This is a genomic window from Bradyrhizobium sp. SPXBL-02 (genome assembly GCF_051853065.1).
GTDB lineage: Bacteria > Pseudomonadota > Alphaproteobacteria > Rhizobiales > Xanthobacteraceae > Bradyrhizobium.
Map to the genome: position 1 here is coordinate 2,520,639 of NZ_CP182474.1, position 16,812 is coordinate 2,537,450.

Genomic DNA, 16,812 nt, shown 5'->3' on the forward strand with positions numbered 1-16,812 from the left:
TGAGAAAGCAAAAGGAACTTCAAGAAGGAATTTGGCGTCCCATGGTCGAACCCTTTCCGCTGATCGAAATCTCCGGTCCTCCGCGCGAGCGTGGCCGTCAGTACGGGCAGAAGGCGGCGGCCCGCATCAAGAAGGGGACGACGCATTACTTCGCGCAGCTGAAGGAGCTCTCGCTCGACTCCAAGGGAATTGCCGAGCTGGTGCGCGAATATCTGCCGGTCATCCAGGGTTTTGATCCGAGCTATATCGAGGAGATGCGCGGCATCGCCGAGGGCGCCGACGTTCCGTTCGAGGACGTTGTCCTGCTCAACGCCCGTACCGAAATCATCAAGCTTGCAAACCCTGCGATCCGCGCGCGCCTGAAGACGCCGGAAGATCCCGATGGCTGCACCGGTGTCGTTGTGATGCCGCAGGCGGCCGCCAGCGGCCGCCTGATCCACGCCCAGAACTGGGACTGGAAGCGCGAATGCGCGGAGACGGCGGTGGTGCTGAAGGTGCGGCGCGACGACGGGCCTGACCTCATGACCTTCACTGAAGCCGGCGCGCTTGGCCGCTGCGGCTTCAATTCCGTCGGCATCGCGATCACCGCGAACTATCTGGAAAGCGACCGCGACTATCGCCAGGCCGGCGTGCCCTTGGCGCTGATCCGCCGCAAGGTGCTGGAGAACGAGCATCTCGCGCTGGCGATGCGTGCGGTCTATTGCACGAAGAAGTCGGCGGCCAACAACATGATCGTCAGCCATCGCGAGGGCGTGGCGATCGATTTCGAGTGCGCGCCCGACGAGACCTTCCAGGTGCATCCGCAGAATGGCCTTTTGGTCCACGCCAACAACTTCCTCAGCCCAGTCGCGCTCAGCAAGCTGAAGGACACCGGCATCTTCAATACGCCTGACAGCCTGTACCGCGACATTCGCGTCCGCGATCTGCTCCAGCCGCACATCGGCAGCATCACCTTCGACACCGTCAAGAACGCCCTGTTCGACGAGTTCGCCTATCCCTGGTCGGTCTGCCGCCCGCCGCGCCGCAATCTCAGCAACAATCTCAGCGCCACCGTGGCGATGATCCTGATGGAGCCGGCGAGCGGATTGATGCAGGCGGCGCCGCTGCCGGCGCTCAACCGCGAGTTCACCGAGTACCGGCTCGAGATCGACGAGATCGGGCGGGCCGCGTTCGAGCGGTCTGCCGCCGCGGGGGCTGCGTGATGCGGCGGCGTCAGCCATCGCCGGCATGGGCGGTCGGTCTGGCCGCGCTGGTCTTGCTGGCCATGCCGGCAAGGGCCGGCGCCGAAACATTGCTGCGGACGCGGCTCAACGCCGACATCCGCTCCACCGATCCCGGCACCAATCGCGATGCCAACACCGACGGCGTGATCGCGCATGTGGTGGAGGGCCTTGTCGCTTTCCGTGACGACACGGCGATCGGCCCGATGCTGGCCGACAGCTGGACCGTTTCGAACGAAGGCAGGACCTACACGTTCCGCCTGCGCAAGGGCGTCAAGTTCCACAACGGCGCCTCCGTGACGGCGGACGACGTGGTCTGGTCGCTGAAGCGCTGGCTCGACCCGGCGACGCAATGGCGCTGCCTCTCCGAGTTCAGCGCGACAGGCATTGCGCGCATCGAGAAGATCGAGGCGCCCGATCCGCTCACCGTCGCCATCACGCTGGATCAGCCGACGGCACTGTTCCTCCCGACGCTGGCGCGGCCCGATTGCGGCCAGACCGCCATCATCCACCGCGATTCCGTCGGGGCGGACGGCAAGTGGATCGCCCCTGTCGGCACCGGCCCGTTCAAGCTCGGCGAATGGAAGCGCGGACAATATGTCGATGTCGTTAAATTCGACGGATATGTCTCGCGCAGCGAGCCGCGCACCGGCTACACTGGCGCCAAGGACGTCAAGGTCGACCGCGTGCGCTTCAACGTGATCCCGGACAGCTCTGCGGCGAAGGCTGGGCTGCTCAGCGGCTCGCTCGACGTCATCATGAGCCTGTCGATTCCCGATCTGGAGGAGCTTAAATCGCGCTCCGACGTGCAGCTCAGCATCACGCCCGCGCTCGGCCTCACCGGCATCCTGTTCCAGACCAAGGACCCGCTGCTGAAGGACGTGCGGATCCGCCGCGCCATCGCGCTTTCCATCGATACCGCCCAGATCGTCGACGCCGTGATGATGGGCACCGCGCGGGCGAACAATTCCGCTTTGCCGCTCGGCAGCCCGTTCTACAGCGAGGCGCAGTCGCACGGCTACACGCAGAATATCGCGGAAGCCAAGAAGCTGCTGGCGGAAGCGGGCTACCGCGGCCAGCCGATCAAGATGATCACCAACAAGCGCTACAGCTTCGTGTTCGATTCCTCTGTGCTGGTGCAGGCGATGGCGCAGACGGTCGGGATCAATATCGAGCTCGAGGTGATGGACTGGGCGGCGCAGCTCGACCGCTACAATCGCGGCGACTACCAGTCGATGGCTTTCGTCTATTCGGCGCGGCTCGATCCGTCCTTGAGCTTCGAGATGCTGACCGGGCCGAAGGCCGCGCAGCCGCGCAAGGTCTGGGACAATCCGGAGGGCCAGGAGATGCTGCGCCAGTCGATGATGATCGACGACGCGGCGAAGCGGCAGGCGCTGTTCGACGAGATGCACAGGCGCTTCATCGCCGATGTGCCGATGATCGTGCTGTTCAACGGCGCCGAGCTGACGGCGCTGCGCAAGGGCATCAAGGACTATGCCGGCTGGCTCTATCCGCAGCCGCGCTTCTGGGGCGTCACGGTCGAATAGGGCGTCGGGATGTTGAGTTACCTCGCAAGACGGCTGGCCATGACGATCCCGACGCTGCTGCTGGTCGCCGTCGCGGTCTTCGCGCTGGTCCGGCTCATTCCCGGCGATCCCGTTCAGGTGATGCTGGGCGATGCCGCCGATCCCGCGCAGGCGGCGCAGCTCCGCGCCGAGCTGGGGCTCGACCAGCCGATCCCGGTTCAGTTCATGCACTGGGTCGCCAGGCTTGCGTCCGGCGATTTCGGCCACTCCATCACCAACAACCTTGCGGTACTGCCGCTGATCCTCGATCGCTTCCAGGTCAGTGCCGTCATCGTGCTGGTGGCGGTCGCGGCGGCCGCCTGCATCGCCGTTCCGGCCGGCCTCGTCGCCGCCTGGAAGCAGAACAGCCTGCTCGATCTCTCCGTGGTCGGCGGCGCCACGCTGCTGCTGTCGATCCCGAGCTTCTGGCTCGGCCTGCTGCTGCTGCTGCTGTTCGGCCTCAAGCTGAAATGGCTGCCGGTAATCGGCTATGTGCCGTTCGCGGAGAATTTCTGGCAGGCGGTGACCTTCATCGTGCTGCCGATTGCGACGCTGACCATGGTGGAGATCGGCGTGCTCACGCGCATGGCGCGCGCTGCCTCGATCGAGGTGCTCAGGCTCGAATATGTCACCCACGCACGCGCAAAGGGCGTGCCGGAATGGCGCGTCCTTGCCCGCCACGTGCTGCCCAATGCGTTTGCGCCGACCTGGACCCTGATCGGCCTCGTGCTCGGACATTTGCTGGGCGGCATCGCCGTGATCGAGACAGTGTTCACGCTGCCCGGTCTCGGCCGGCTCCTGGTCGATTCCATCTTCGCCCGCGACTATCCCGTGGTGCAGGGCTGCCTCCTGTTCACGGCGGTGATCTATGTCGTGGTCAATCTGGTGGTCGATCTCTGCTATCCGCTGTTCGATCCGAGGGTGACGGTGGCATGAGGATGCGCGCCAACACCGCGATCGGCGGTAGCTTGATCGCGCTCCTGCTCGGTGCGGCGCTCACGGCTGCATTCTGGACGCCGTTCGACCCGCTCCGCATCAATCTGCGCGCGCGCCTGCAGGCGCCGTCGTCACTGCATTGGTTCGGGACGGACGAGTTCGGCCGCGACGTGCTCAGCCGCATCATGGTCGGGGCCGGCGCGAGTGTCGTGATTGCCCTGATCACGGTGCTGCTTGCGGTGACCGCCGGCATGGTGATCGGCTGTGCGGCCGGTTACATCCGCGGCTGGGTCGATCGCATCATCATGGCGGTCAACGACGCGCTTCTGGCGTTCCCCGGCATATTGCTGGCACTGGCGGTGATGATCGTGGTCGGCGCCAACAAGGCCGGCCTGATCCTGGCGCTTGGGCTAGCCTACATCCCCTCGGTGGTCCGCGTCGTGCGCGGCACCGTGCTGTCGATCCGCGAGAAAGAATATGTCGAGGCCTCGCGCGTCATCGGCAATTCTGAAGCCTATTCGATGTTCCGCCACGTGATGCCGAACGCGATCGCGCCGGTTGCGGTGCTCGCGACCAGCATGTTCGGCTGGGTGCTGCTCGCCGAGAGCGCGCTGAGCTTCCTCGGTCTCGGCGTGCCGCCGCCGGCGCCGACCTGGGGCAACATGCTGGCATCGAGCCGTCCGTTCATGGAGACCGCGGCCTGGCTCTCGATCGCGCCGGGCCTCTGCATTGCGCTGACGCTGCTCGGCATCAACCTGCTTGGCGATTCTCTGCGTGATCGCCTCGACCCCAGGATGGCGCACGGATGACGCTGCTGTCGGTCGAGAATCTGCGCATTGAGGCCTCCGCGAGCAAGGGGGCGATCGTCGAGGATTTGTCCTTTGCCGTCGAGCGTGGCGAGTTCCTCGCCGTCGTCGGCGAATCCGGCAGCGGCAAGACGGCGGCGGCGCGCGCCGTGCTCGGCCTGTTGCCGCCAGGGCTGTGCACGGCCGGCGGCCGCATCGTGCTCGACGGCATCGACCTTGCGAATGTCTCTGCGCGCCAGATGCGGACGCTGCGCGGCCCTGTTGTCGGCATGGTGTTCCAGGAGCCGATGGTCTCGCTCAATCCCGCCATCAGCGTCGGCGCGCAGATGGCCGAAGGCCTCGGCCTGCACGAGCGGCTCAGCCGGCGAGAGATCAAGCGCCGCTGCCTCGACATGCTGGCGCGCGTGCAGATTCGCGATCCCGAACGGACCTTCGACGCCTATCCGCACGAATTCTCCGGCGGCATGCGCCAGCGCATCATGCTGGCATCGGTGATGCTGCTGAAACCGAAGCTGCTGATTGCGGACGAACCGACCACGGCGCTGGATACGCTGACGCAGCGCGAGGTGCTCGACCTCATGGTCGGGCTCGCCCGCGACCACGGCACCTCGGTGATGCTGATCACCCACAATCTCGGCCTCGTGTCGCGCTACGCGCAGCGCGCGCTGGTGCTGCGCCAGGGCAAGATGGTCGAAACAGGCACGACTCAGCAGATCCTGTTCTCGCCGCGCGAAGCTTATACCAAGCGTCTTGTCGAGGCCCTGCCGCGTCGCGGCGCCACGACGAAGGCGCGACAGGGCGGCGAGCCTCTCGTCAGCGTGCGCGGGCTCAAGGTCGGCTTTGCCGGGCGGCAGCGGCTGTTCGGTCGCGATACCGGCGTCTCCGCCGTCAATGGCGTCGATCTCGACATCGCCATGGGCGAGACCGTCGCCGTCGTCGGCGGCAGCGGTTCGGGCAAGACCACGCTCGGCCGCGCCATGCTGCGGCTGATCCCGACCTCCGGCGGTGAGATCAGGTTCCGGGGCAGGGACGTGACCGCGACCGTCGATCGCGACTTCCGCCTGGCTTCGCAGCTCGTGTTCCAGGATCCCTATTCCTCGCTCGATCCACGCATGCGCGTCGGCGAGATCGTCGCCGAACCATTGCGCCACGTGCCGAAATTGACGTCGGATGAACGCGACAGGCGCGTCGAGACGATGCTGGAGGAGGTCGGGCTTGCCGGTTTGGCTGCGCGCTGGCCGCACGAACTGTCCGGCGGTCAGCGGCAGCGCATTGCGATTGCGCGCGCCATCGTGCGCGAGCCGGCCTTCGTCGTGGCCGACGAGCCGGTATCGGCGCTCGACATGACCATCCAGGCGCAGGTGCTCAAGCTGTTCGACCGGCTGCAGGCGCAATACGGTTTTGCCTGCCTGTTCATCAGCCATGATCTCGCCGCGGTCGAGCAGGTCGCCGACCGTGTCGTGGTGATGCAGGGCGGCAAGATCGTCGAGCAGGGCTCGCGCGACGACGTGTTCGATCGCCCCCGGCATGACTACACCAAGGCGCTGCTCGCGGCCGCGCCCGTCCTGGATTTCGCCGGGGCGACGGCGGAGCGCGCCTCGGGCTGAACGGGATCTTGCGGGACAGGCTCTTGTCTTGGCTACGAGATCTACCCGGTATCTCGTTTCTGACCTGCGAGGAGATGGCGGGTCAGTACGATTTGAAATCGTAGAGCAGAGGCTTGCAGCATCGCTCTCACGAGATCCGGGCAATCCGGGGAAATGGGACCGGTCACGAAGGCGCGGCTTACGGCTGCACCTCGCGCGGCCTTCGTTTCCGTGGCCGACCGGAACGATGCAGGCCCCGCACGTCCTGCTGTTGAAACAGCTCCCCGCATAAATCACGCAACCACTGGCTCGCCGGGTCGTGATGGAAGCGGGCGTGCCAATATTGCTTGACCGTAAAGCCGGCGATCGCCAGCGGGCAATCGAGCACGCGCAGTCCGTAATAGTGGGCCAACGTTTCGCCGATGTGCCTTGGCAGGGTGGCGATCAGGTCGGTCGTTCCGACGATTGCGGGTAACCCCAGAAAGCCGGGGAGCTCCAGCGCAACATCGAGGATCATCTGCTGCTGCTTTAGCGCGTCCGCGAGCAATTGATGTCCGGTGCCGGAGCGAATGAGGACGTGCGCCTCACGCCTGAAATCCTTCATCGAGATGCGGTCGCGGATTCGGGCATGTCCTGCGTTTGCCAGGCAGACCCAATCCTGCGGAAACAGTGCTTGTTGGAAGTGTCCGGCGTCGAGATCCGAGATGTAACCGAGCGCCAGATCGGCCTCGCCGGACTGCAGCATTCGTGGCGTATCGCTGCCGATCTGCGCTGCCTCGATGCGGATGCCGGGCGCAGCACGGCGAACGTGGGCGAGTATGGCGGGAAGCAGCGTGATGTGGCTCGCATCCGTCATGCAGATGACGAAGCGGCGCTTTGCAGTCGCCGGATCAAACTCGGTGCGAAGCTCCGCCAGACGCCGCAGCATCTCCAGCGCCTGTCTGGCCGTGCCGATGAGAGCCTCGGCGCGCGGCGTCGGCAGCATTCCCTCCGCAGACCGGATGAAGAGCGGATCGTCCAATTCTTTCCGCAGGCGCGCGAGCCAGATCGAAATGGTCGGCTGACTTTGGCCGAGCTTCTCGGCTGCTTTGGTGACGCTGCCGGTGGTGAACAGGGCGTCAAACAGCCTGAGCAGGCGCGGCTCCAAAAGGTTCGCCTCGGAGAGGTCCAGGTGCTTCATTGCGTTTCGCAATAATGGTTATAAGGATCATAGCATATCCAAATATCAAGCGGCTTGCTAGCACGCTTCCAACGCCAAAATGGGCGAGGGAGAAGCGTTCGGATGAGGATCTGCTTTATCGGAGCGGGAGCCTTGGGCTCGACCATCGGTGGCGCGCTGGCGCGCGGTGGTGCCGAAGTTTGGCTGATCGATCCGTTTCAGGCCCATGTCGACGCGATCAACGCCAGCGGTCTGCGGATGCTCGAAGGTGACGCCGAGACCGTCGTGAAGGTCTCCGCCTGTACCTCGGCGACCCAGGTCGGCATCGTGGCGGACCTCGTCGTCGTCCTCGTCAAATCCTACCACACGCGGGATGCGATCCGATCGGCCGCGCCGATCATCGGGCCGCAGACGGTTGTGATGTCGCTCCAGAACGGTCTTGGCCACGAGGACATCCTTTCGGAGGAAGTCGGTCGTGACCGCGTGATCGCAGGCAAGACCTATGTTGGCGGCGTGCTGCTCGGCCCCGGTCATGTTCGCTCCGGGGTCGTCGGCAAGGAAACCATCATCGGCGAGCTTGATGGACGCTTGACGGAACGCGCACAGCGGATTTCCGAGACCTTCAATCGTGCCGGCATTCTCACGCTGCTCAGCGACAACATCATGGGCACGATGTGGGACAAGTTGTTCATCAACGTCGCCGGAGGAGGAATCACCGCCGTGACCGGTCTCACCTATGGCGGTCTCTATTCGCTGCCGATCCTGGAAGATTGCGCGCTGGCCGCAATCTCGGAGGGCATCGCGGTCGCGCAAGCTGCCGGCGTGAAGATCTCGATTGCCGATCCGCGCCGTGCCTGGACGATGGCGTCCGCTGGACTGCCGCCCGAATTCAAGACGTCGATGTTGCAGAGCTTGCAGTCCGGCAATCTGACCGAGGTCGACTACATCCACGGCTCGGTCGTGCGCTGGGGCGCCAAGCTCAACGTGCCGACCCCCGTCAATTCCACCCTCGTCGCATTGGTCAAGGGGCTTGAATACGCCCGCAGCGATTATCCAGGAAAGGCCTGAGGCGATGTCGCTACCGCGGGCCTATGTCGAACATGTCGCGATCCGCGTGCCCGACGTTGATCGTCACGTCGACTTCTTTCGTGAGGTGCTTGGTCTCACTATCCGAGACGAGCAACCCGCCGATGGTGCCCGGCCGCGTCAGGTCTGGGTGCTCGGAAGCGTGCAGCTCATCGAAGAGCCCAATTTCGTCGGACCGGAGGGGCGCCTCGCCCACCTCGGCATCATGGTCGACGATTACGAAGGCGTGCTCGCCCGTGCTGCCGCGTGGGGCGCCAAGGCGTTGCCCGCCGGGCCAAACTGGCTCGAACTGCCGGGCGGCCTGAACATCGAGATCTTGCAAGCCAGCGCAGGCGCCGTGGAAGCGGCCCTTGCGATCAATCCACGAGCCTAAGGAAGACACGATATGACCGTCGAGCGCTATTGGGACGATGCCAAGGTCGGTGACGAATGCGTCACACCCTCGGTGACGGTCACCGAGGCGATGGTGAATGCCTATGCCGAGCTGACGGGTGATTTCACGCCGGTCCACGTCGACGAGGAATACGCCAAAACCACACCATTCGGTGCGCGCGTCGCGCACGGGCTGTTTGGTCTGTCGCTGGCCGACGGTTTGAAGACCCGTGCCGACTACCGCTTCCTTCCGGGAATGTCGCTGGGCTGGACATGGGATTTCAAGCTGCCGATCAAGCTCGGCGACACCGTCCACGTCAAGTTTCGCGTCGGTTCAATGCGAACAACCAAGCGGGAAGGGTGGGGCATTGTGGTGCTTCCCTCGGAGTTGATCAATCAGCGCGGGGAGGTGGTGCAGCTCGGTGAGCATCGGCTGATGATTCCGATGCGCTCTAAGGCCAAGGCCGCAGGAGAGCAGGCATGACCGCGCAAGATCTGCCTCTCAAAGGCATCCGCGTCATCGACTACAGCCATTTCCTGGCAGGCCCGTTCATGGGCCGCTGCCTCGCCGCGATGGGCGCGGAAGTCATCAAGGTGGAGCGTCCGAAGGCAGGCGATGCGGGCCGCGCCCACGGCTATTTCAAGGACGGACAATCCGGCTATTTCCTGCAGCAGAACATGGGGAAGCAGGGATTGTGCATCGATCTGCGCGACAAGCGCGGTCTCGACATGATGATGATGCTCATCGACACGGCAGATGTATTCATCGAGAATTACCGCCCCGGCGCACTCGAGCGCCTCGGGCTCGGTTACAAGGCGCTGTCGGCGCGGAATCCCGGTCTGATCTATTGCTCGGTTTCCGCCTATGGCCACACCGGTCCCTATGCCGACCGTCCGGGCTTCGGCCTGATCGCGGAGGCAATGTCGGGCGCCCTGGCACAACTGGGCTCCCTCGGTGAAGCGCCGCCGCTGCTGCGGATGCCGCTGGCCGACATGTATACCGGCATTCACGGTGTGGCTGCCATCAATGCCGCGCTGGTTGGCCGCGTGTCGTCCGGACGCGGCCAGCATATCGATCTCGCACTGTACGACTGCATGGTCTCGATGCACGACTATGCGGTGCAGCGCTATTTCCTCTCCGGCGGTGCCGACCTGCCGAAGCAGACCGGCAGCGGACAGCCGGACTCGACCGTCTACGGCGTCTTTCCGGCCAGGGACGGCAATCTCGTCATCGCGGCGCAAGTCGACGATGCGTGGCGACGCTTGGCGACTCTGATTGGGGGAAGCAGCTTGTCATCCGACCAACGCTTCACCACGCCTGCCGCGCGGAACGCCCATTATGCCGAAGCGATGGACATCGTGCGCAATTGGACGCTGTCACAGCCGTCCCGGGATGCCTGCCTCGCGGCCCTCGACGAAGCTGGTGTGCCGTCGGCTCCCGTGCAGACCATCGAAGAGGTCGTGAAGGATCCGCAGATCCACGCGCGCGGCATGCTGGTCGAGCAGGAGCATCCTGTCCTCGGCAAGGTGACGTTGCCGAACCTGCCGTTCCGGTTCTCCGATTGCGACACCACGGTGCGCACGCCGGCACCACTGCTCGGCCAGGACAATCGTCGCATTGCAGAGTCGCTGGGTCTGTCGGCCGAGCTCGTCGAGGCGATGGTGCGCGACGGTGTCCTCTACAACGAAGCCGCGGTGCAGGAGTGAGCCATGAGCGATCGTTATGCGGTGATCGGCAATCCGATCGGCTTCAGCAAATCACCCCTCATCCATGGCACGTTCGCCAAGATGACCAGACAGGACCTTGTCTATGAGGCGATCGAGGCACCGCTCGACGGCTTCACCGAACGGGTTGATCAATTCCGGACAGAGGGCGCCAAGGGGCTGAACATCACCGCTCCGTTCAAGCTCGATGCCTTCGAATACGCCAACGAGCTCTCGGAAAGCGCCGAGCGAGCTGGCGCCGCAAACTGCCTGAAGTTCGTCGGTGATCGGATCATTGCTGAGAATTTCGACGGGATCGGCCTCGTGCGTGACATCACTGTCAATCTCGGGCTCGCACTCGCCGGCCGCCGCGTCCTGATGCTCGGCGCCGGAGGAGCGGCGCGCGGCGCGTTGCTGCCGTTCCTGCGCCAGGAGCCGTCCGAGCTGGTTCTGGTCAACCGAACGCTGTCGAAAGCGGTGGCATTGGCCGAAGAGTTTGCCGGCTGTGGTCCCCTGATCGTCAGCGGCTATGCCGAACTGGCCGACCTTGCCGAAGGCTATGACGTCGTGATCAACGCGACATCGGCCAGCCTGCGCGGTGAAATGCCGCCGCTTCCAGGCAACGTCTTCCGCGGTGCGGAGCTGGCGTACGAACTCGCCTATGGCAAAGGACTGACTCCGTTTCTGCAAGCGGCCCGCGCCGAAGGTGTCGCCAGGCTGGCCGACGGCGTCGGCATGCTGGTGGAGCAGGCGGCCGAAGCTTTTGCCTGGTGGCGCGGCGTCAGGCCGAGCACGGCTCAGGTCATCGCCGAACTGACCGTCCCCCTGAGCTGACCGGCGATGCCGAGCATGCATCCGAAATCCAGCTTCCTCGTCGGCCTGATCGGCAGCGGCATCGCGGCGTCCCGCACCCCGCCGATGCACGAAGCGGCCGCTGATGCCGCGGGCATCCGCTATCTCTACAAGAAGATCGACCTGACGGAGCTGAAACTCGGTGCAGAAGCGCTGCCGGAATTGCTCACGGCGGCAAAGTGGATGGGCTTTGACGGGCTGAACGTGACCCATCCCTGCAAGCAGGCGATTCTCCCGCTCCTGGACGAGCTTGCGCCGGACGCCGAGGCTCTTGGTGCCGTGAACACCGTGGTCATCAGGGACGGTCGAATGAGCGGCCACAACACCGATTGGTTCGGCTTCGCGGAGAACTTTCGCCGCAACATGCAAGGTGCGCCGCTCGGCCGCGTCGTCCAATTTGGCGCGGGCGGTGCGGGCGCAGCGGTCGCTTTCGCGCTGATGAAGCTCGGCGTGCGGGAATTGACCATTGTCGACGTCGACGTGGCCAAGGCGCAGAGCCTGGTCGACAGCTTGTCCCCTCGATTTGCAGAAGGGCGCTTGCGGGCCGGCCAGGATGTTGCAGCGGCCGTGGCTGCCGCAGACGGAATTGTCAACGCGACGCCGATCGGCATGGACAAATATCCGGGCACGCCGCTGCCGACTTCCCTGCTGCGTCCCGATCTATGGGTCGCTGAGATCGTCTATTTCCCGCTGGAAACCGCATTGCTGCGCGCGGCGCGCGCCTTCGGCTGCCGCACCGTCGACGGCGGTGGCATGGCGATCTTCCAGGGCACCGAAGCATTCCGCCTGTTCACGGGCATCTCACCTGATCCGGACGTCTTCTTCGCGACCTTTGCATCCCTGGGAGGGTGACACCCGGCCGATGGGCGAGCGGCACGTACAACGCCCGAGAGGAAACGCAAGATGGGCTATACGCTCGATTTCTCGGTGGTTTGGCATGCCATGCCCGCGCTGCTGTGGGGGTGCGTGGGTACGCTGGGCCTGGCGCTTGCCGGCATGACACTCGCGATGTTGATCGGTGTCGCCGGCGTCGCGGCACGCGATTCGAAGGCGGTCTGGTTGCGTGCTCTCGTGATCGGCTTCGTCGAGATCGTGCGCAATACGCCGTTTCTGGTGCAGATCTTCTTTCTGTTCTTTGCCCTGCCGCTCGTCGGATTGAAGCTCAATCCGACAGTCACCGCCATCATCGCGCTCGGCGTCAATGGCGGCGCGTACGCCATCGAGATCATCCGCGGCGGGGTGCAATCCATCCATCAGGGACAGGTCGAGGCCGGCTACGCGCTCGGACTGCACAAAGGGCAGGTGTTCCGGTTCATCGTGCTCAAGCCCGCGCTTCGCGCGATCTACCCCTCGCTAACGGGCCAGTTCATCATGCTGACGCTGACCTCGTCGATCTGTTCGGCGGTATCGGCCTACGAATTGACGTCGGTTGCGCAGCGCATCGAAAGCGACACGTTCCGCAGCTTCGAGGTCTACTTCTCCGTCACCTTCCTCTACCTCGCGATCTCCTGGCTGTTGATGCTGGGCTTTGCGATCATCTCTCACCGCTTCTTCTCATATCCGACACGCTGAGGGAGGCGATCATGACACCGCATTTTGGCCTTCCCGAGTTCGGCTTCCTGCTGCGTGGTCTGCAATGGACCATGCTGCTGACGCTGGTCGCGTTCGTGGGCGGCTGCACGGCGGGGCTCGCGATCGCTTTGCTGCGCACCTGCGGCCACAAGGGCGTGGAGTGGATGACCCGCATCTATATCGGGATATTCCAGGGCACGCCGCTGCTGCTGCAGCTCTTCGTCGTGTATTACGGATTGGCGCTGACCGGCTTGAAGCTCGACGCGTTCGTCGCGGTGGCGATCGGTTTTACCGTAAATGCCTCCGCCTTCCTCGGCGAGATCTGGCGCGGAGCGATCCAGGCCGTGCCGCGTGGCCAGACCGAGGCAGCGATGGCGCTTGGTCTGCACTATTCGTCGCGCATGCGCGATATCGTGCTGCCGCAGGCGATCCGCATCTCGCTGCCGGCGACCATCGGCTATCTCGTGCAGCTCATCAAGGGCACCTCGCTCGCTGCCATCGTCGGCTTCATCGAACTCGCTCGCGCCGGCCAAATCGTATCGAACCAGACCTTCCAGCCGTTGCTCGTCTTCGGCGTGGTCGGCGCAATGTATTTCATCCTCTGCTGGCCACTCTCGTGGTGGGGCAGCCGGATGGAAGCCAGGCTCGCCCTGGCCAGTCAAAGGTAGGAATGGCGCACCTGCTCAATCAATACAGCCATTACAAGGAGGAGGAATTTCATGTTGTTTTCACTCAATCGTCGCCGGCTCGGCGTTGCGCTTTTGACTCTGGGGGCCATCGCTGTCGCAGGCGAATCGCAGGCGGGCACTCTGGAAGACGTGAAGAAGAAGGGCGTCGTCGTCATCGGCATTCAGGGCGACAATCCACCGTGGGGCTATGTGGATAGCTCGGGAAAGCAGGATGGCATCGATGCCGACATGGGGCGTGCCTTCGCTGAATATCTCGGCGTGAAAGCCGAGTTCGTCCCGCTGGCGGTGGCCAATCGTATTCCGGCGCTGACCACGGGCCGCGTCGACATTCTCTTCGCAACTATGGCCATGCTGCCCGAGCGCGCGAAGGCGGTGCAGTATTCCAAGCCCTACGTCGCCAACGAGATCACGCTGGTCGCCGCCCAGGCAACGCCGATCAACAGCAATGCCGACATGAGGAAGTTCGTCATCGGCGTTCCCAGGTCGTCCACGCAGGATACTCAGGTGACCAACAACGCGCCGTCCGGGACCGAGATCCGCAGGTTCGACGATGATGCCGCCACCATCCAGGCACTGCTCTCCGGCCAGGTCCAGGCAGTCGGCGCGAACCTGTTTTATCCGCAGCGCCTCAACGCCGCAAAGCCGGAACTCGGCTTCGAGCCCAAGCTTCACTTCACCGCGCTTTACAACGGCGCTTGCACCCGCCTGGGCGACAAGGAATGGAACGAGACGGCCAACAAGTTCATCGACCAGATCAAGTCGAACGGCAAGTTGGCCGCTTTTTACGCCAAATGGATGAAGGTCCCGGTCCCGGTCTTTCCGGACTCTGTCCCCGGCGTTCCCTTCACCGTCCAATAGGCACTGCGAGCGGCCGAGGCGATCCGCGTCGGCCGCCGCCCAACGGCGGAGACCAGCATGCAGGACCAGATCCTGATTGAAATGAAGGGCGTCCAGAAGTGGTACGGCGGGTACCAAGCTCTCCGCGACGTCGATCTCACCGTGCGCAGAGGTGAAAAGATCGTGCTCTGCGGTCCGTCCGGTTCAGGCAAGTCGACGCTGATCCGCTGTATCAACCGCCTGGAGCCGATCCAGCAGGGCAGTATCGTGGTGAACGGCCATCGGCTGGACGACAGCATCAAGGCCATCGATGTCGTACGTCAGGACGTCGGCATGGTCTTTCAGAGCTTCAACCTTTTTCCGCATATGACGGTGTTGCAGAACTGTATGCTCGCGCCGATCCGCGCGCGCCGGATCAGCAAGACCGAGGCGGAGGCGACCGCGCGAAAATACCTCGAGCGCGTGCGCATCGGTGACCAGGCCGAGAAATATCCGGCTCAGCTTTCCGGCGGTCAGCAACAGCGCGTCGCGATCGCGCGGGCGCTCTGTATGCAGCCGAAGGTGATGCTGTTTGACGAGCCGACCTCGGCGCTCGACCCTGAGATGGTCAAGGAGGTGCTCGATACGATGATAGGCCTGGCCAATGATGGCATGACCATGATCTGCGTCACCCACGAGATGGGCTTCGCCCGCCAGGTTGCCGATCGCGTCATCTTCATGGCTGAAGGTCAGATCATCGAGGAAGGCGCGCCCGACGCCTTCTTCCGCAATCCTCAGCATGCCCGCACCAAACAGTTCCTCGGCGAGATCCTTGCCCATCATTGAACGGAGTTATCTCATGAGTCGTCTTGTCTACGTCCTGAACGGGCCAAATCTGAACCTGCTCGGCAAGCGCCAGCCCCAGATCTACGGTCACGAGACGCTTGCGGACGTGGAGCGCGATTGCCGAACGCTGGCCGGGGAGCTTGGCCTGGAGCTTCGCTTCCATCAATCCAACAGGGAGTACGAGCTGATCGACTGGATCCACGAGGCGCGCGAGACGGCTGCCGGTATCGTGATGAATCCGGCGGCGTTCACCCATACGTCGGTCGCCATCCTGGATGCCTTGAATACGTTCGAGGGGACAGTGATCGAGGTGCACATTTCCAACGTGCACAAGCGCGAGGAATTCCGCCACCACTCGTTCGTCTCTAAACGAGCCGATGGGGTCATCGCAGGGTTCGGCACTCAGGGTTATCTGCTTGGCTTGCGTCGTGTGGCCAAGCTGCTTGATGAGAAGAAGGGATAGCATCGGATGGCGGCGCGCGTCCGCCTGATGGTGATGGGAGCGGGTGAAGAGACAGCGGTGATCCTCCTGGACTTCGCCTCCGGCGCGTTCAGCTCTCGTTGTCAGGTGGCGCAGGCCTTGAGTTGCTGCCGAAGCCATTGATGGCCGCGATCGTTGTCGAATCTGGCGTGCCAAGTGGCGTGCAGCGTAAAGGGCCTCGTATCGAAGGGCAGGGGCAGAGATTGCAAGACGTCCTGGTAGCGGCTGAGAAAGCGCTGCGGAAGTGTGCAGACGAGGTCGGTCGACTGCAGCAATAGCGGCACGACGCTGTAGTGCTGAACCGACACAGCGACGCGGCGCGTCAACCCGTCCTTCGCCAGGACATCGTCGATGAAGCCGCGAAAGCCGCCGCCTTCTCCCGAAACGATGACATGCTCCAGGCGCGAATACTCCTTCATCATGGGCCGTCGCGACCCGCGCGGATGATCCTTGCGCTGGGCCATCATGAATCGCTCTTCGAGCAGCGGCTGTGACGGCATTCCGCTCGGTGCTGCATTTTTGGAAACCAGTGCGACGTCGAGATCTCCCGCCTCGAGCTGGCCGGCCAGTTTCGTCGAATCGATCGACCGGAAAGCGAACCGGATGCCCGACAAGCCATCCCGCCGCGAGAATGAGACCAGCCGCGATCCGACAATGGCGGTTGCGTTGTCGTTCGCGCCGATCGTGAAGGTGCGATCCGATGTCTTCGGGTCGAACCCAGTTGGCGCGCCGATAACATCTTGGAGGTTCTGAAGCGCGAGCCGCAGGGGCTCCCTGAGCTCGCTTGCCCGCGGGGTGAGAACCATGCCTTTCCCCGATGCGGCAGGCGTCAGCAACTGATCCTCGAATAGATCGCGCAGCCTCGCCAGCTGGGCGGAGAGTGCCGGTTGACTGATGCCGAGCCGCGCTGCCGCACGGGTGATGTTCCGCTCATCGAGCATCACCGTGAGCGACACGAGCAGCGGCATATCATGCCCCCTGATATTCATCAGGATTATACCCCCTATCTCATCTATCGATTTCAAATATCACACGGCAGCGGTCATCAACGCAAGCCGGGTCATATGTGCCGCGAAAGCGGACAAGACAGCTGCGGGGGTACTGATGAGGAATCTACCAAAC

The 16,812-nt window shown here is 63.8% G+C and carries 18 protein-coding genes; 16 read left to right on the forward strand and 2 right to left on the reverse strand.

The window, feature by feature from the left end:
* The first annotated feature begins 41 nt into the window (after positions 1–41).
* Genes ACNJYD_RS11330 through ACNJYD_RS11350 form a run of 5 tightly spaced genes read left to right on the forward strand, consistent with a single transcriptional unit; the run spans position 42 to position 6,134 of the window.
* Positions 42–1,202, forward strand: a complete 1,161-nt coding sequence (locus ACNJYD_RS11330) for a C45 family autoproteolytic acyltransferase/hydolase (RefSeq protein ID WP_212255212.1) — start codon at positions 42–44, stop codon at positions 1,200–1,202.
* The gene (locus tag ACNJYD_RS11335) at positions 1,202–2,767 is read left to right on the forward strand and encodes an ABC transporter substrate-binding protein (protein ID WP_439366420.1); all 1,566 of its coding nucleotides are present in this window, start codon (positions 1,202–1,204) and stop codon (positions 2,765–2,767) included. Before ACNJYD_RS11330 ends, ACNJYD_RS11335 begins: the two co-directional genes overlap by 1 nt.
* Before the next feature lie 9 nt (positions 2,768–2,776).
* Positions 2,777–3,721 (forward strand): ABC transporter permease, encoded by a 945-nt coding sequence (locus ACNJYD_RS11340; RefSeq protein WP_212255214.1) that lies wholly within the window; start codon positions 2,777–2,779, stop codon positions 3,719–3,721.
* On the forward strand, positions 3,718–4,530 hold the full coding sequence (locus tag ACNJYD_RS11345; protein ID WP_439366421.1) for an ABC transporter permease: 813 nt from the start codon (positions 3,718–3,720) through the stop codon (positions 4,528–4,530). The genes ACNJYD_RS11340 and ACNJYD_RS11345 overlap by 4 nt, the downstream gene beginning before the upstream one ends.
* The gene (locus ACNJYD_RS11350; protein WP_439366422.1) at positions 4,527–6,134 is read left to right on the forward strand and encodes an ABC transporter ATP-binding protein; all 1,608 of its coding nucleotides are present in this window, start codon (positions 4,527–4,529) and stop codon (positions 6,132–6,134) included. Before ACNJYD_RS11345 ends, ACNJYD_RS11350 begins: the two co-directional genes overlap by 4 nt.
* Positions 6,135–6,312: 178 nt before the next feature.
* Here ACNJYD_RS11350 and ACNJYD_RS11355 read toward each other — a convergent pair whose 3' ends face one another.
* Complete coding sequence (locus ACNJYD_RS11355; protein ID WP_439366423.1) at positions 6,313–7,293, reverse strand: LysR family transcriptional regulator; 981 nt, start codon at positions 7,291–7,293, stop codon at positions 6,313–6,315.
* Positions 7,294–7,395: 102 nt separating this feature from the next.
* On the opposite strand from ACNJYD_RS11355, the gene ACNJYD_RS11360 reads away from it, so the two are divergent.
* Genes ACNJYD_RS11360 through aroQ form a run of 11 tightly spaced genes read left to right on the forward strand, consistent with a single transcriptional unit; the run spans position 7,396 to position 15,672 of the window.
* Positions 7,396–8,340 carry a ketopantoate reductase family protein gene (locus ACNJYD_RS11360; protein ID WP_439366424.1) on the forward strand — a complete coding sequence of 315 codons (945 nt, stop codon included), beginning with the start codon at positions 7,396–7,398 and terminating at the stop codon, positions 8,338–8,340.
* Positions 8,341–8,344: 4 nt separating this feature from the next.
* Positions 8,345–8,731 carry a VOC family protein gene (locus tag ACNJYD_RS11365; protein ID WP_439367466.1) on the forward strand — a complete coding sequence of 129 codons (387 nt, stop codon included), beginning with the start codon at positions 8,345–8,347 and terminating at the stop codon, positions 8,729–8,731.
* A 12-nt stretch (positions 8,732–8,743) separates the two neighbouring features.
* Positions 8,744–9,214, forward strand: a complete 471-nt coding sequence (locus ACNJYD_RS11370; RefSeq protein ID WP_439366425.1) for a MaoC family dehydratase — start codon at positions 8,744–8,746, stop codon at positions 9,212–9,214.
* A complete protein-coding gene (locus ACNJYD_RS11375; RefSeq protein ID WP_439366426.1) occupies positions 9,211–10,437 on the forward strand; it encodes a CaiB/BaiF CoA transferase family protein in 1,227 nt (408 codons plus the stop codon). Before ACNJYD_RS11370 ends, ACNJYD_RS11375 begins: the two co-directional genes overlap by 4 nt.
* Positions 10,438–10,440: 3 nt before the next feature.
* Positions 10,441–11,268 carry a shikimate dehydrogenase gene (aroE, locus tag ACNJYD_RS11380; RefSeq protein WP_439366427.1) on the forward strand — a complete coding sequence of 276 codons (828 nt, stop codon included), beginning with the start codon at positions 10,441–10,443 and terminating at the stop codon, positions 11,266–11,268.
* Between the two features lie 15 nt (positions 11,269–11,283).
* Entirely contained in the window at positions 11,284–12,138 is an 855-nt protein-coding gene (locus tag ACNJYD_RS11385; RefSeq protein ID WP_439366428.1) for a shikimate dehydrogenase, read from the forward strand.
* Positions 12,139–12,189: 51 nt separating this feature from the next.
* A complete protein-coding gene (locus tag ACNJYD_RS11390; RefSeq protein WP_212255224.1) occupies positions 12,190–12,858 on the forward strand; it encodes an amino acid ABC transporter permease in 669 nt (222 codons plus the stop codon).
* Positions 12,859–12,869: 11 nt separating this feature from the next.
* Positions 12,870–13,526: an amino acid ABC transporter permease gene (locus ACNJYD_RS11395; protein ID WP_439366429.1), complete on the forward strand. Its 657-nt coding sequence runs from the start codon at positions 12,870–12,872 to the stop codon at positions 13,524–13,526.
* Between the two features lie 51 nt (positions 13,527–13,577).
* On the forward strand, positions 13,578–14,405 hold the full coding sequence (locus ACNJYD_RS11400) for a transporter substrate-binding domain-containing protein (protein ID WP_172785618.1): 828 nt from the start codon (positions 13,578–13,580) through the stop codon (positions 14,403–14,405).
* 57 nt (positions 14,406–14,462) lie between these two features.
* On the forward strand, positions 14,463–15,209 hold the full coding sequence (locus tag ACNJYD_RS11405) for an amino acid ABC transporter ATP-binding protein (RefSeq protein WP_246570748.1): 747 nt from the start codon (positions 14,463–14,465) through the stop codon (positions 15,207–15,209).
* Between the two features lie 13 nt (positions 15,210–15,222).
* Complete coding sequence (aroQ, locus tag ACNJYD_RS11410) at positions 15,223–15,672, forward strand: type II 3-dehydroquinate dehydratase (protein ID WP_439366430.1); 450 nt, start codon at positions 15,223–15,225, stop codon at positions 15,670–15,672.
* Between the two features lie 101 nt (positions 15,673–15,773).
* Here the strand turns inward: aroQ and ACNJYD_RS11415 are convergent, their stop codons facing one another.
* On the reverse strand, positions 15,774–16,658 hold the full coding sequence (locus ACNJYD_RS11415) for a LysR family transcriptional regulator (RefSeq protein ID WP_439366431.1): 885 nt from the start codon (positions 16,656–16,658) through the stop codon (positions 15,774–15,776).
* Positions 16,659–16,812: the final 154 nt, after the last annotated feature.